This window comes from Pseudoalteromonas sp. 2CM32C (assembly GCF_023161925.1).
Classification (GTDB): Bacteria; Pseudomonadota; Gammaproteobacteria; order Enterobacterales; family Alteromonadaceae; genus Pseudoalteromonas; species Pseudoalteromonas marina.
In genome coordinates this window covers 482,244-497,716 of sequence record NZ_JALNTI010000001.1, presented here as the reverse complement: position 1 = coordinate 497,716, position 15,473 = coordinate 482,244, and the positions used below count along the sequence as shown (strand labels likewise).

The following is a 15,473-nucleotide window of genomic DNA, read 5'->3' as shown; positions in this document are numbered from 1 at the left end:
CAGCGCACCCGAGCATCACGCTTAATCCTTCAAATAATTAATTGATGTGAACGTAAACGGCGAAGATAGGCCATCCATGGCCTAGTTTCGCCTTATCGCGTATCCATGCGCGATATTACTCATCAATTGCTTATTTTCAGGGCGTGATGACGGGGGAGGGTGTTAAACGTGTGATTGGTGTTTGGCCTTGGCTAAACGCAAAATTTATCAGTTAAAACCTTAGTGTGTGACCTCTTTAAATTTGATGAGTCCCTCTTAGTTGAAAAATAAATGGAGTGATGCGAAGATTGATTGCGTCATTTATTTTTCGAAAAAGTGCTAATTGGGGCTATATATCTTAACCTTTAAAGAAGCGCAGAAAGCGCTTAAACTCACCATATAATATAAAGTTCAACCGACATCATCAGCCGTTTATTAAAGTATTAATTTGATTTATAAAATAATTTAATTTAAAGCTATTCTTATAAATTTCAAGTGATTAGATTGTGTGTTAATGTACATGTATACTAATAAAAGACAATAAACAAAGAACTCGTAATAGTCAGGGAAGGCACTGATAATTTAATTTTGAGTTATTAAGATAAGGATTTCAGATGTCGTTTGAAGTTAATTATGAAGAAGATTTAGTTTCTAGAATTAGAGACCTTATTGATGGTTATTCAAAAAACTCTATATTGAAGGAATACCTCCAAAATGCAGATGATTCCAATGCAACTGAATTAATAGTTACTTTTGATAAAAGAATACACTATTCATTAATTAACTCTAAATTTGAAGCAGCCAGTGGACCATCACTTTTACTTTTTAATAACTCTCGGTTTAAAGAAAAAGATTTTAAATCAATTGTTAAAATCAGTGCACAAGGAAAGGTGGATGATCCAAACTCTACAGGACGGTTTGGACAAGGTTTTAGCTCTAGTTTCAGTATATGTGACCATCCTACATTTATTTCTAACGGAAAAGCTTATTGGTTTGATGTACTTAAAAGTGCAGTAGCAAAAGAAAATAATAAAAGTATTCAAGGTTGGGATTTAGAGCAAGATCGTGAAGAAATTTCTGAATGGTTAACAACTTTCAATTTAGATATTGAAAATCCGGGAACTACATTTCGGTTACCATTAAGAGTTACAAATACTGCACGATTAGGAAACATTAGCCATGAAGAATTTACCTTTGATGATTTCCTGAGTTGGTGTGATGAATGGAAAAGTAATTCATCAGGCTTATTATTTTTAAGACATATTCAAAAACTAACTTTACAAGAAATTAATGAAAATAATGAAAAGATAATTCATGTTGAAATAAGTACTGAAAACGCTAAAGAAATACAGGATATTAGTAATCAAATTCAAAATGAATTTTCAGTAGGGCTTTTAGACATATGTTCAGGCTGGAAAAATAACGCAGAAGAACTCCCTCTTTTTAAGTATCAACATCATTTTAAAATAAATCACTTTGACAGAATAAAACAAGCTAATCACGAAACAGAAGAAACCTGGGCTGTGGTCAATGGTTTGTTTCGGGGAAATAATGATGTTTTGATAGATCAGGCCATTAAGGTATTAAGTATTTCACCTAACCCCCGTAAAGTTCTACCTTGGGCAGGTGTGGCGATAAGACTAGACGAAAAAGGAAATGTAAGAAAACTTGAAAAGTCCGAATATCATACATTTTTACCACTGCCAATTAAATCTAAGCACTCAGTTAGTATTCACGGTTGGTTCGATCTAAATCCTAAAAGAACAGAGATCACTTATGATGGTTCTGGAAACGATAAAGAAATATTAATCGAGTGGAATCAACTCTTATTTAAAGAAGCAATTGGTTGTGCTTGGGCTTATTTGATTGACTTTGTTAAGCTAAATTGCTCATCGACTATTTATTATTCTTTATGGCCTAAAAATAATGATGATGAGTTTGATGATTACCTTTTAGGCGGGTTTTATAATACTATATATGAACTCGACTGCTTAAAAACCAAGTACAAAAAAGAAACTATCTGGAGTAAGCCTACAGATGAAATTTATTATCTTCCTAAAACTACAAAGAATTTACTCGAAGCAATTAAAGAACATTTTTCGATAATTTCTCCTAAGCCCCCTTCAAATGTTATCAATGGCTTTAACGATATAGAAGCTGAGTTAGAAATCATTTCCCCTGAACAGGTTAGATGCTTTTTGATTGAGAAAGCTGGTAATATTGAGTTTCCAGTAGATTTTAATAGTATTCCAATCACAATGCTTTCTAAACTGGAGTGGTTGAAATCCATTCTAATTTATTGTGCTGAAGCCGATGAAGATCAAAACTTTAGTTACTTAGACTCGCTTCCTTTAGAATTAACGATTGATAATAAAATTAATATTATATCTGACAATCGACTGTTAGATAACAAGCCAAGGCTTTCTGTATTTGAACAAGATAAATCTCTTTTTATACATCCTGAAATAATTGAAATTGTTAAGAATGCAAAAGAACTACCTCCATCTTGGCTAGTTCCCTCGCTAAATAATTATTTAACTGTTCTAAATGAACATATTGGAAAATACGGTCGTACAAAAAAGGAATGGTTGAAAAACGTCATTTCTCTGATTGTTAAAGCTAATGAAGCCGAAGTGTTGGATGCTATTGAGCAAATTCATAAATTAGAAATTGTATGTCAACATGACTTCACATTTGCAAAGCTTCAAGCAGGTAAAGACTCTCCGTTTCTTGTGAAAGAGCATGAAATCTCAAATATACATTTTCTATTAGACGCAGGTATGACAGTAGTTCATTCTGAGTATTTGAATATATATAACTCTATTCTCAAGTTGAATCACCATGGATTAGTAAATGAGCTAAGCCCTCAAACACTTGCAAAATACCTTCTTTACGTTCCTGTTGATGAATACCAGTTTTTTAATCAAAAACAGACAAGAGAGTACTTAACTGATATCTTGTCAAAAGACTTATCATGGATAGATGAGCTAAATAGTAATGAAAAAAAATACTTGGATGAAATGCCTTTTATTGCAACTGAAAGTGGGAATGTTTATTCGAAAAGTGAAGATGTAAAGTTATATCTTCCTGCTGGTTTTTCCCCTCCTAAGCACATTCAAAAGTTAAAAGGAGAGTTTGAGATAATATATACAAACGATGAAAAAGAGCATCGAATGTATTTAAAAATGGGCATTGAAGAACAAACACCACAAAACTACCTTAAACAAGTTATTTTACCATTTATTGATAATTCTCCATTAGTTGAAGATGTTATAAAAATATCTGAATGGCTAGCTAATAATTGGAAAGCCTTAGTTAAAGACTTATCTAAAGATGAAGAAAATGAATTGATATTAAGCTTGTCTTCTGCTCATTTTGTTATTGATTCTGAACGTAACCTAAACCTTGCAAAAAACTACTACCATCCAAGTTTTTTCGCTACCCTTCCTAGGACTATTCAAGATAAAAAGTATTCGCCATATAAATTTGAAAGTCCAGAAACTCAGAGTAATTGGTTAGACTTGCTATCAAAAATGGGAATATCAAATACAGTAATTCCAGAACATATTGTTAACGTTGTCAATTCAATTGTTGCAGAAGAAAATGTAGTTAAATCAGTCGAATTGATAAATTTCATATCTAATTTTTTCGAGATCTTTGAAGATATGAAATTTGGAAATAAGAATATTTTCATTTATCTGTCAAATCTGGCTTGGGTTCCTTCCGATGGGGTTCGTGGAAGGGTATTGTGTCCAGAGGAAAAGTATCAAAAGTTACGAACACCAAATGAGTTAATATTAGCTCGAGATTACAAAAAGGCTGGTGGTGCGCATTATTGTGTTTCTTCAAAAATAAAGTTAGGAAAGAAAGATATAGATGGCGAGTATTCTGAAAAACAGATGGCAGAAAAAATAGGTATATTAGCAACACCACCAATTTCTAGCATACTCAAGAGTTTTCGTAGGCTCATTCATTTAAATAATTCAGGGAAAAGCTACGACAAAAGAGTTTCTGAATATGCCAAAGAGTTTTATAAATATGTAGGGCTTAATAATGTATATGAGAGCCAAATACCTGAAGATATAAAAGAAAAGGCAATTTTTATTAAAGGGAATTGGCTACCATCAAGCAGTGTTTTTCAACAGCTAATTGAGCTATCAGGAATTTATAGCTGGGATGAGTTAATTGTTAATGATGGTAAAGAGTCAAGATTAGCTGAAGGGCTAATTAAACTGGGAGTTTCTGAAAGACCAGATAATGAATATTTAATAAATTTTTTACGTGGGTTGCCACAAAATGAAAAGTTAGAAAAACAAAACCTAAAAGATGCTAAAGCTATATTGTTTGAATTACAAAGCAGCTTGTCAGATATCGATTATAACAAGGTGTTATTACTATCTCGTTCTGATAAGTTGCTTAATGGTAAGAGCCTTTATATTAAAGATTTACCTTCATATGATAATTCTGATAGAAAGAATGAAAAGATTGACTTCTGTCAGCAGCAATTTGAAAGATTAGCTAAAAAATGCAATGTCGTTTCGTTAGCTGATAAAATAGCTCCAATCATAGATACCGAAAAATCGAAAAATTCGTCAGATGGTTTGAGGATTTGGGGGGATGCTATACATAGTGAGCCTTTTAAATCCTCAATTTTAAGACTAGCTTATCATGAGGGTAGCATTGATGAAGGTGACATTAATCATGACGCAATTGAATCAGTATTACCTTCAGAGCTATGCTTGATGGATTCCATCGTAGTGAAGTACTTTGTGGGGGATATTTGGGCTTATGATGATTTACATGCGTCAACGTTTCAAGATATAGCTAATAGCTCACTCTACCTTTTGAATCAAGAAGATGATGAAGACATGTGCGAAAGTATTGCCACTTTCATAAGTGATTCTTCTGATTTAAGTAGAAGTAGCTACAGTTTGATAAGCCGAATTCTTAGAAATAAAATATTTACTTTAGAAGAGATAAATTATTTGCTGGATTCTAAAAATATAAAATCTTTACCAGAAGCAATTATTGTAGATGATAATATTTCACTTTATGGTGAAATTGAAGGTGAATCCATAGGAGATGAACACAGCTTTGCAAGTGATTTAGAGAAAACGCTTAGTGAAACCGGTTTTTTGAGTGATAGCGAAAAATTAGAATTTCAAAATACGGATCTCGCTCCACCTATTAACCCAAAGTCAACAAAACCCTCTAATAGTAATAATAAAAATTCAAATGGTAGTGGCGGTAGCAGTTCTAATAGAAGCTTTACTAATAACCAAGGTTCAAGGGCCAATCAAAATACTGATAATGACTCATTAAACAATAAAGCCTCAAATAGATCTTCTACCCCATCGGAAACCCTAAACAAGATTGTTAGTCCAAATAATAGAAAGCCTGTGTATGTAGGTAAAGAGAAAGAAGTTGAGCCTAAAACTACGCAAGATAAAAAAGATTTTGCTACTGAAGTAGGTAACAAAGGTGAAGATTATATTATAGAACACTCTTCAGATTACATCTTGTCGAAATCTAATAGGCTGGAGAAAGCTCCTGTAAATAATAAAGGCTTTGATATTAGAGAGCTAAACTCGGACGGTACTGTTGTTAGGTATATTGAAGTAAAAACTTTAACAGGAGTTTGGGCCGAAGGGGGAGTAGCTGTAACAGAGTCGCAACTCGAATTTGCCCAAGTAAATGATGAGTGGTGGTTATTTGTCGTTGAGAATATTAATTCTAATAACCCTTGCGTATATACTTTTGAAAATCCGGTACAAGAAGCAAATCGTTTTATGTTTGATCACAGTTGGAAGCAGCTGAGTAAAACTGTTGAAACCAAAGGGGTCAAGTCTTGACTTCGGACATTAGTGATCTAGATTTATAGCTTACTGCTTATGGAGTGAATTGCTATGTCTAGGCCGTTGCGAATAGAGTATGAGAATGCGTTTTATCATGTGATGAATCGTGGAAGAGGGCACGAAAATACCTTTTTGAGCGATGACGACTTTAAGTATTTTTTATACTGCATTGAGCAAGCAAGCCTTCGCTTTAATATTGAAGTGCATTCGTATTGTTTGATGACCAATCATTACCATCTGCTAATAAAAACTCCCGATGCTAACTTAGGCCGAGCCATGAAGCACATTAACGGCCTTTACACTCAATACTTTAATCGAACACATAACACAGATGGTGCACTGTTCAGGGGCCGATACAAAGCTGTGTTAGTGGATGCTGATAACTACTTATTGCATGTTAGCCGGCATATTCATCGTAACCCAATTGAAACGAGCACCCCATTGGTAGATGACCTTGCTAAGTATAAATGGTCTAGCTATTCAGCTTTTATTAAAAGTGGTGCGACACCTAAATGGTTAGTTCGAGATTTTATATTTTCGCTGCAAGGTAAAAAGCGTAAGTATGCTGCGTACAAACAGTTTGTTGAATATGAGTGTAATGAAGAAGTAAGCGCTTTTTATGGTGCTAAAAAGTTATTGTCGGTGCTAGGCAGTGATGACTTTGTTGAAAGCATTAAAGGCTATATTGCAACATCAAACAATGAAAGCAAGCTTGTTAGTAAAAGGCATTCAGCGAATGATGTAATTACCTATTTGGCTAAACACTTTAATGTTGAGGTAGATGATATAGTAATGGTTAAAAAGGGGCGAAAAGAAAAAAACTTACCCCGATGGTATGCTATTAAATTGTGCCAAGATTTAACGGGATTAAATTTGCAGGCATTAGCAGATGTTTTTAATGTTAAACACTATTCGGCCATATCAAAAGCTGTTGGTAGATTAAATGCATTAATTATTGAGAATAAGCAGGTTAAATTACAGTGGGAAGCGCTTCGAGGTTGTTTGATATCTGAAGTCAAGATTTGACCCCTTAATGAGATCTTTAATAAGAGGTTACTATGATTTGTAGGGTGTTTATTTTACTTTGCATTTTTTGCTTTAGCATTGGCTCGTTAAATGCCAGTGAAAAGGGTAAAACCATTACGTTTGCGGTTGGTCACGACCATGACAAAATGCTCATGGAGAATTACCCAATTTATCGTGCTAGTTGGCAATTTTTAAATCAAAGTTTAGCTAAATTAGGATATGAAGTAGACGCCATTATTTTACCTTGGGCTAGAGCGAACTATTATACTCAGTTAGGAAAAGCTGACGGCCTATTTTTAGCTGCTAACCTGCCAGGGCGAGAGCAGTGGGCGGTTTTATCAAACCCAATTGGAATGGGAGTATTTGGTGCTTTTTATCATAAGGATAGAAAAGACGAACATGCTATTATTGCGGGTGTTCGTTTAGGTGTGCATGACAAAATATTAACTGGCTATAATACTTATGAGTTGTTAGAAGTTGCCACAGCTCAACAAGGGTTTAAACTACTTTTTAACCAAAAGGTAGACCGCCTAATTATGTCAGAAAGTTATGGCAAGTATTTGTTAAGCACTGAGCTAATTGAATTTAAAAACGACATATTATTTGACTCCGACATGATTGAAAAACGTTCAATTCATGTTGCATTTGCAAAAGACATTGCGGAAAGTTTGAAAGCTATGGCGGTAGTGAATAAAGCGATTGATTTAGGTATAAGCGATGGTACATACCATGACGTTATGACTAAAAATAAAGTACCTGAAAGTATGTTTTTGCCTAGCCTTGATAAATAGTAATTATATTTTATGTGTTTTTAAGAAAGCCCCGTTGGGTCAGTTTTCTGCTGTTTAATGAGTAAAAATGTAAACTTGCTCTTAATAACTCTATTTAACCGCCCTGTTGATGTAAGAGTTGATTAAGAAGCTAATAAAAAATATTTTTCTATTTAACGATCCAAAAGCAATTTTTAACTAGTTATAAAAAGGGCAATAATATTGCCCTTTTTTACGCGCTTAAACTTATTTTGATAACTTATAGCGCGACTAAGCTTTGCTCTAGCATTGCCTTTATTTGGTTTACTATTTTAGCTTCTGTTTCGGGTTCGAATTGTTGTATACGTGGGGTGTGAATATGCCCTGTAGGTATACTTGAATTAAGCGCATCGCGTAGGCGAATACTTCGGTACGATATTTCGTTAGACAGGTAACCACCGCCGCCGCCATTAACCGCAATACTGTTTTTTAGCTCGCCATACGAAGGCGCTTTATAGGTTTTTTCAAGCGTGGTGACTTCACGGTTGTCGATAACTTTATAAGGGCCTTTGGCTTGTTGCATGTAACTTACAGGCAAGCTAAATTTTACAAACTCGTTGCCCGGGAGTGGTCGGCCATTAAGTTTTGGTATTACTGGGCTTGTTTGCGTTCCACCATACACAATATTAGCGTTATCGGGGGCGGTTACACTACGGCGTTTACCCGGGAAGTGCTCTAAATCAAATTGTGTTCTGCCCATACTTACGGTTACAACCATGTCTACATTATTAAGTGCGTAGTAGGGGGCAAGCAGTGATTCTATTATGCCTTGATCAAAGTCTTCGTAGCGCACAGGCACCATAACGGTATTAATTTCTGCGGTTATGCCGTTGTAATTAATAACTTGGCCGTCGAGTAATAACGCTGCAACACCTGAGGGGTTACTTTGGTTTATGTTTCTATCGAGTAAAAATGGGTCAAAGCCTGTAAGTAATATTTTTTTAGTACTGCCTGATGAAAAAGCCAGATCGGTACGGCCCCTGCTACCTTCCTCAAGTAGGGTTAGTAACGTATTGAGTTGAGCCTGCGTAATTGAAAATTTAGGCGATGTTGTGCGTATTACTTTGCTTGAAAGCAGGCGTGCCCAGTAAAGTGCTCGGTCGTCGTAGTTATTGGTATTTATTATACGTTGTTTGGCGTTTTCCCATAGTTCAAAGCTAAAGCGTTGTACTAATGTTTTTGCACTTTTAAAGTTGTTAAGCTCTTTAAATTGCTGCTCAAAACTTGTTACCTGTGGTGTAAATGCTTTTAAAACATTGGGCATTGCTAATTGGGCTTTGTTGATACGCTGTTCTTCAACAGTTAAAGGATTACTTAAAGCAGCGAATGAAGAGGCGATTAAGCTGGTCACTAATAATACTTTGATCATAATATTCCTAATATAAGGCTATTGTTTTATATGTAATTTACTATCCTACGATTGCTAATTTAGAGCAACCTATTAACGTTGAATCGACTGATATTTGCTTTTGTGATTAACTCACTTTGGTTATTGGATTTATAAAGCTAGCATTGAGTCTTTTTTATGGGGAAAGCACTAAAAATATTAAATAAATGCTCTCCACTTTCGACGTGCATTAAGAAAGTGGAGAAAAAGGTTTAGGGGGGCTATTTGTCAGCTGTCGCTTTACCGTCTTGCTTATAAACTTTGCCGTTTTTCATTACTAAATCAACATGCTGTAAAAGGTTTATATAACGTAATACGTCACCTTTAACAGCAATAATGTCGGCGTATTTTCCTTCGCTTACTGTTCCCACTTTATCGTTTACCTTCATAAGCACTGATGGCCAGTAAGTGGCGGCACGAATTGTATCCATTGCAGAAATTTCCATTTCGTTTACCCAAACAGCTAGTTCGTTCCATGTGCTTTGGCAGTGAAATTTAGTTGGTATTCCGCTGTCTGTACCGACCAGTAAAACTACACCAGATTCTTTTAATTGTTGAATTTTACGTTTTAACGTAGGTTTGCGCATTGGTGTTAATTGCATATATTCAAGTTCGCCTACGTTTTTTAATGAGCCGCGAATATCATCAATAGTGCTTTTCTCTAGACCTCTGTGCCAGCATGTATTATCTAAACGCTCGGGGTTGGCAACGGTTAAATCATAATTCCAAAGTCCTTCTACTGTTGGGGTCCAATAAAGTGGTCCGCCGGCAATTCGGCCTTTGGCAGTACGCTCTCTGAGTAAAGTAATTACATCGTTGGGAAATTCGGGGGCTGTAGTAAGTCCAGTGTGCTCAAAATTATCTACTCCGATTTCTAGACCTCGTCTAATTTCATCAGGTTTGTGTGAGTGAGCAACAACTACCAGATTGCGTGTATGGGCTTGGTCAACAATAGCCTGTGCTACCTCAATTTTCATCATGTCATGGTCAATTAGTTTGATGATATCAACACCAGCATCAGCCAATTTGTTGACCTTTTTCTTGGCATCTTCAACGTTTTTAACGCCCCACCTATAAAGCTCGGTACCAGGGTAGGCTTCGTGTTGCAAAAAGGGGCCTGAAACGAACAAGCGTGGTCCAGGGATTTCACCATTGTCTATTTTATTTTTTATTGTAATGGAGTCTTTTAATGGTGCGCCTAAATCGCGGGCACTAGTTATCCCTGCTAACAATAGTTGTTCAGCGCTTGCAGGCATAATTTCGTTCGTTAGCTTGGGAGTATATTCTTTATGCCAATGCTTGTAGTTAGCATGACCATTTAGCATTAAATGTGCATGGTTTTCCCAAAGGCCTGGAAGTACATCCATCCCTTCTGTTGAGACAATTTTGTACTCCGTAGGTACAGGTAATGTATCAACTGTTCCTACTTTTTCAATGAGCCCGTTTTTTACTAGTATGACACTGTTGGCAAGTGGCTGATTACCAAATCCATCTATCAGCCTTCCGCCAACTAATGCGGTTGGTTCAGATTGCTCAGCAGCAGTCGCTACTGGTACGATTAAAACGCTTAAAAAAGATAAGCAGGTGAAAATTGAGAGTGCAGATCTATATAAACCTGTTGTTGTAATATTCAACATCGGTACATTCCTTTTGTTTAATTATTATCTAATAGTTATAGTTGCTCAATTAAGATAACGTCAAAACACACAACTTAGCAAAACAAAACGGTGAACAAATAATTTAACCAAAGAGAAAGAACCGTTTACTGCTTGAACAGTATTTTATGGTGGCACCCTCAACTCAGGTTATGCAAATTATATGGGGAATCGTACACGGTCTATTACAAGAATATAGAGAACGTTCATACCTATATTGTTCGGGGTAATTATGGCTGGTGGAGTGATAGGAAGGTTAAACCTCTTGTTAACACTAATATTACAAGAGGTATTAATTTAAATCTTATTCGGATTGACGTTTGTCGAGAATATAACGCACTGCCATTCTTGCAGCGCCCGCTCCAATGCCTGAAACTACCGCCCAAGTTACTGCTTCTTTAAGATCGGTATTTTCACTTGGCTTGTCTTGTGGGGCTGGTTCGTTGGTAACCTTTTCCCACGATTTTTGTAAAGTTTTCCGTGTTAACATACCGGCAGAAGCTGCTGCCAAACCTATACCTATAGTCGTAATTAGTTGTTTGTTACTCATAATTTTCTCCTTTTGCTAAATATAGATAGCCATATTTATGTTTAATTTTTAAAGCAAGAACATGAGTAACAGCAATTTATATACCGAAAAGAAAGCAGCCTAACTTAAGCCGTAATTTGAATGTAAAAGCACGTGGCACTGTAATCCACTGATTTGTAATTTGGCGTATTAAAAACGTATATAAAACTATTTATAGCTAGTCTTTCATTGAACGCCATGCAAATGTTGAGGCAGCTATAACAATTGCAATGGCTATTCCTAAGTACAGGGTTTCTATTGTGCCGCCAAATTCCACTGCATGTTCTAAAAATAGTATGACAAGAACAACTGAGGTTACTTGTACGAGGGTTATTTTTAAATCATGAAAGTCTTTAATATTAAAAGCGGCTAAAAACTTACTTTCTTTTGATTTAGCAGGCGATATGAATAAGCGGTATAAGCTAATGGCAATTACTTGTAGGGTAATACCGATTAATAGTAAATCGAGAATTTTAAGTAGTTCAACTATGAGGGCTTTACCTGCTTTTGCAGAATCTGGTAGGTCGAGAATGGTTGAAACCACTATATTAAAAACAATATTAATACACGAAACATAAACAAGAAGCGATGATAATGCTGCGGTAATAACCGCAATGACAACTAAAAAACGACTGGTTTGGAATATATTTTCCATGCTGCTCAACTTTATAATTAGACGTAACTTATACGAAGCATAGTATATGTTAGATCCCTAAGTTACTATTTAAACAGAGTAACTAACGCGAGAAGATATTGAATTACTTAGCCCACCTTTATTTTGCAAAGCCAACGGCTGATTCTCACTTTGGAAATTTATTGGGCGATTTTGGTGGCCACAGGCATGTGGCGCAACTGAGTGAGCCTGTAAAAAATGCGCTTAGTAATCACTATTTAGTTGATAAATTTACCGACGCGCACCCAATTGTTAAAGAAGCTAAACAGTATTTTTCACCAACGCGCAGGCGATTTGCAGGCGTTGCAATTGATGTGGTTTTTGACCACTTTTTAATTATGCATTGGCAACGGTTTAGTGATCAGCCCTTGAGTGATTTTAAACGTAACAGTTTTGGGCTTTTAAATCAGCGGTTAGCGCACATGCCGCCGCGTATGCAGCGGGTTGTTACTAGCATAACTAAACACGATTGGTTTAAAGATTACGAAACCATTAATGGTGTGGGGGCTGCGTTGGATAATATTGCTGATCGTATTCGTTTTGCCAACCAATTTACTGGCGCTGCTGAAGATATAAAGCGCCATTACAACCAATTTGATGCCGCTTTTTTAGCGTTTTTTCCACAATTAATAGCGCATGTAAAAGAGTTTAATACTGAACGCACTTGAGCCTAGAGTGCTTTATTTGTAATTACAGGCAAAGGTTTTTGTTAATGCTGTTTAGTCGTCTGGGCCGTTTAAGGTAAATTTTAGGTGCTTTCGCATATCTTTTAAAATAACGCCTTTTTTAAGCATTGCGCCGCTTAATCGTTTTTGCCATTTTAATATGTCAGGCTCGGCGGCATCAAGGGTTTGCTGGTTTTCAAACTGAAAGCACATAAGTAACGAGCCTGGGAATAAGTGATACTCCACGTCAAACCAACATTGCAGCATACCGGGTAGTTCGGCTCGGCCTTGCTCTTCTATTTTATCGGCAACGTTAAGCACAAGCGCTTGTTGTTTTTCTTGCACTTTAGATAGTTTTTTCATTGTTGTGTTCCACTTGAGGGCATAATAATAGCCAGAGTGAGTCATTATACATAAGCTTTTAATGGCCAACACCTTAAAGCTAAGTTAATAATAATTTAGGTATAAATATAAGCTTAAACGCAGTAACTTTACTCGCTGCTTTTAGCATGGTTAACTTGGCGCTGCTTTTGTAAAGTGGGGTAAATACGCAAACAATGGTCATTAATTACGCCTGTTTTGTGTATAACAATAATAATTGCAGCCACTAAAGTGTTATTAATTAATGATTAAGTGACGTGATAACGCAAGTTAAACGTAACGCTATGGTAGCAGTTTTAATATGTATAAAGGCGTTGTTTTTAAAATTTAAAAAGGAAGTTGTGTTGTGAAAAATATGGTTGTTTTACTTTTAGGTATGTGGTTTTTAAGCGGGTGTACGACTACCAACAACATTGAGTTTCCTGTTGTTGAAAACAATGTTGCTTACTCTAAAGTAGCGTCGCTTAGTTTTGTAAATGCTAACGAAAAAGTACCTTACGGGAGTGATGAATCACAATTTGCATTACTGTGGCGCGCCACGCAAGCTGAGCAAAGTACATCAAAGCCGTTAGTTGTATTGCTACATGGTGGCTGTTGGCTAAGTGCATACGATATAAAACACACCTATGCATTAAGCACAGGCTTAGCACAAGCAGGATTTAATGTGTGGTCGGTGGAATATCGCCGCAGTGGTGAAAGCGGTGGCGGCTGGCCTGTAACTTTTGACGATATTAAAGCCGGTATTTTAGCATCCAGTACCTACAATAGTGGCGAATTTAAATTGAATAATACAGTGGTTATTGGGCATTCGGCTGGTGGTCATTTAGCGTTACTAGCGGGTGGACAAATGAGTGAATTAAAAGGCGTAATTGGCCTTGCTCCCATTACCGATATTAAAGCCTATGCGGCAGGTACAAATAGCTGCCAAACAGTCACTAAAGATTTTATGCAAGGTATGCCAAGCGATAAACCTAAAGAATACACTCAGGCCAACCCAAGTGAGCAACCATTGCATCAACAAAGCATTATTTTACAAGGTGCGAATGACAGCATTGTTCCTGCGTATAATTTAGAACAGCTTAATCGACCAGTAGATTTACTCGAAGGGGTGGGGCACTTTGATTGGATACACCCAGGTTCTGCTGCTTTTAGCACCTTAGTTAAACATTTAAACGGAATCGATAAATGAATTTTGATGATATTGTAGCGCTTGATAAAGCTGATGTATTGGCAAGCAAGCGTGATGAATTTGATTTACCCGCTAACACTATTTATTTAGATGGTAATTCGCTAGGTGCTTTACCTAAATCGGTTAAAACCAGAGTGGCGCAAGTAGTGAGCGAGCAGTGGGGGAGTCATTTAATTAGGAGCTGGAATGATCACCAATGGATTGATTTACCTACTCAGGTTGGCGAAAAAATAGCGCCCATAATTGGTGCTGAAAAAGGCCAAGTAATTTGTTGTGATTCGATTTCAATAAACTTATTTAAGCTTTTAAGCAGCGCGCTTATGTTAAACACTGGCCGTAGTAAAGTGTTGTCGACAAAAGATAATTTTCCGACCGATTTATACATGGTGCAAGGTTTAAGCGATTTATTAGGTACTGATTTATGCCAATTAAAACTAGTTGAAGAGCAATATATTGAACAAAACTTAACTGACGATATAGCGGTATTGTTACTTACCCAAGTTAACTTTAGAACTGGTAAGCTTTTGAATATGCAAAAGCTCACTGAGCTTGCCCATCAAAAAGGTATTTTAGTAATATGGGATTTAGCACACAGTGCAGGTGCATTGCCGGTTGAGCTGGATAAATGCAACGTTGATTTTGCAGTAGGCTGTGGCTACAAATATTTAAATGGTGGCCCTGGCTCACCTGCCTTTTTATACGTTGCCAAGCGCCACCAAAGTGCCGTTAAACAGCCATTGAGTGGTTGGATGGGGCATGCAAAGCCATTCGCGTTTGATGCTCAATACGAGTGTGCAGCAAGTATTAATCAGTATTTATGTGGTACGCCAAGTGTGATTGCTATGAGTGCGTTAGACGCTGCACTTGATGTGTGGGAAAGCGTAAAAATAAGCGATGTGAGGGCTAAATCGATTGCTTTAGCCGATGTGTTTATTGCTTTAGTGCATTCGCATGCTAGCTTGGCTGATTTGCGCTTAAGCTCTACTGAGGATTCAATCCAACGCGGAAGCCAATTGGCTTTTTCGCATAACCACGCATTTGCTATTTGCCAAGCATTAATAGAAAAAGGTGTTATTGCTGATTTTAGAGCGCCTAATATTTTACGGTTTGGTTTTACGCCTTTATATACCTCGTTTGAAGATGTGTGGAACGCGGTAAATACGTTAGTTGATGTAGTTACAACAAAGTTATACGCCGAGCCACGGTTTAACTTGGCGGGTAAAGTAACTTAATAAAGCGGGCTAATTGCTTTGGTTTATTTTGCTTAAGCAATTAGCCTCTAGCTG

General features: G+C 36.5%; 11 protein-coding genes. 6 read left to right on the top strand and 5 right to left on the bottom strand.

Features of this window, described 5'->3' with window-relative positions; genetic code table 11:
- The first annotated feature begins 593 nt into the window (after positions 1-593).
- Genes MTF67_RS02290 through MTF67_RS02280 form a run of 3 tightly spaced genes read left to right on the top strand, consistent with a single transcriptional unit; the run spans position 594 to position 7,651 of the window.
- Positions 594-5,831, top strand: a complete 5,238-nt coding sequence (locus tag MTF67_RS02290; RefSeq protein ID WP_248518603.1) for a DUF3883 domain-containing protein — start codon at positions 594-596, stop codon at positions 5,829-5,831.
- Between the two features lie 54 nt (positions 5,832-5,885).
- Complete coding sequence (locus tag MTF67_RS02285) at positions 5,886-6,860, top strand: transposase (protein ID WP_248518602.1); 975 nt, start codon at positions 5,886-5,888, stop codon at positions 6,858-6,860.
- A 32-nt stretch (positions 6,861-6,892) separates the two neighbouring features.
- Positions 6,893-7,651, top strand: coding sequence for a transporter substrate-binding domain-containing protein (locus tag MTF67_RS02280; protein ID WP_248518601.1), 759 nt, complete (start codon positions 6,893-6,895; stop codon positions 7,649-7,651).
- Positions 7,652-7,889: 238 nt separating this feature from the next.
- Here MTF67_RS02280 and MTF67_RS02275 read toward each other — a convergent pair whose 3' ends face one another.
- The 4 genes from MTF67_RS02275 to MTF67_RS02260 form a co-directional block, all read right to left on the bottom strand.
- Positions 7,890-9,038: a hypothetical protein gene (locus MTF67_RS02275; protein ID WP_248518600.1), complete on the bottom strand. Its 1,149-nt coding sequence runs from the start codon at positions 9,036-9,038 to the stop codon at positions 7,890-7,892.
- A gap of 239 nt (positions 9,039-9,277) precedes the next feature.
- Positions 9,278-10,693, bottom strand: coding sequence for an amidohydrolase family protein (locus MTF67_RS02270; protein ID WP_248518599.1), 1,416 nt, complete (start codon positions 10,691-10,693; stop codon positions 9,278-9,280).
- A 322-nt stretch (positions 10,694-11,015) separates the two neighbouring features.
- Entirely contained in the window at positions 11,016-11,261 is a 246-nt protein-coding gene (locus tag MTF67_RS02265) for a DUF4235 domain-containing protein (protein ID WP_248518598.1), read from the bottom strand.
- 196 nt (positions 11,262-11,457) lie between these two features.
- Positions 11,458-11,934 (bottom strand): YqhA family protein, encoded by a 477-nt coding sequence (locus MTF67_RS02260; RefSeq protein ID WP_006794802.1) that lies wholly within the window; start codon positions 11,932-11,934, stop codon positions 11,458-11,460.
- Positions 11,935-12,032: 98 nt separating this feature from the next.
- On the opposite strand from MTF67_RS02260, the gene MTF67_RS02255 reads away from it, so the two are divergent.
- Entirely contained in the window at positions 12,033-12,620 is a 588-nt protein-coding gene (locus MTF67_RS02255; protein WP_039036411.1) for an acyl carrier protein phosphodiesterase, read from the top strand.
- Between the two features lie 51 nt (positions 12,621-12,671).
- Here MTF67_RS02255 and MTF67_RS02250 read toward each other — a convergent pair whose 3' ends face one another.
- The gene (locus MTF67_RS02250) at positions 12,672-12,980 is read right to left on the bottom strand and encodes a hypothetical protein (RefSeq protein WP_006794804.1); all 309 of its coding nucleotides are present in this window, start codon (positions 12,978-12,980) and stop codon (positions 12,672-12,674) included.
- A 364-nt stretch (positions 12,981-13,344) separates the two neighbouring features.
- On the opposite strand from MTF67_RS02250, the gene MTF67_RS02245 reads away from it, so the two are divergent.
- Together MTF67_RS02245 and kynU are read left to right on the top strand one after the other, a co-directional pair.
- Positions 13,345-14,187: an alpha/beta hydrolase gene (locus MTF67_RS02245; RefSeq protein WP_348983480.1), complete on the top strand. Its 843-nt coding sequence runs from the start codon at positions 13,345-13,347 to the stop codon at positions 14,185-14,187.
- A complete protein-coding gene (gene kynU / locus MTF67_RS02240; protein ID WP_248518597.1) occupies positions 14,184-15,419 on the top strand; it encodes a kynureninase in 1,236 nt (411 codons plus the stop codon). The genes MTF67_RS02245 and kynU overlap by 4 nt, the downstream gene beginning before the upstream one ends.
- Positions 15,420-15,473 lie beyond the last annotated feature (54 nt).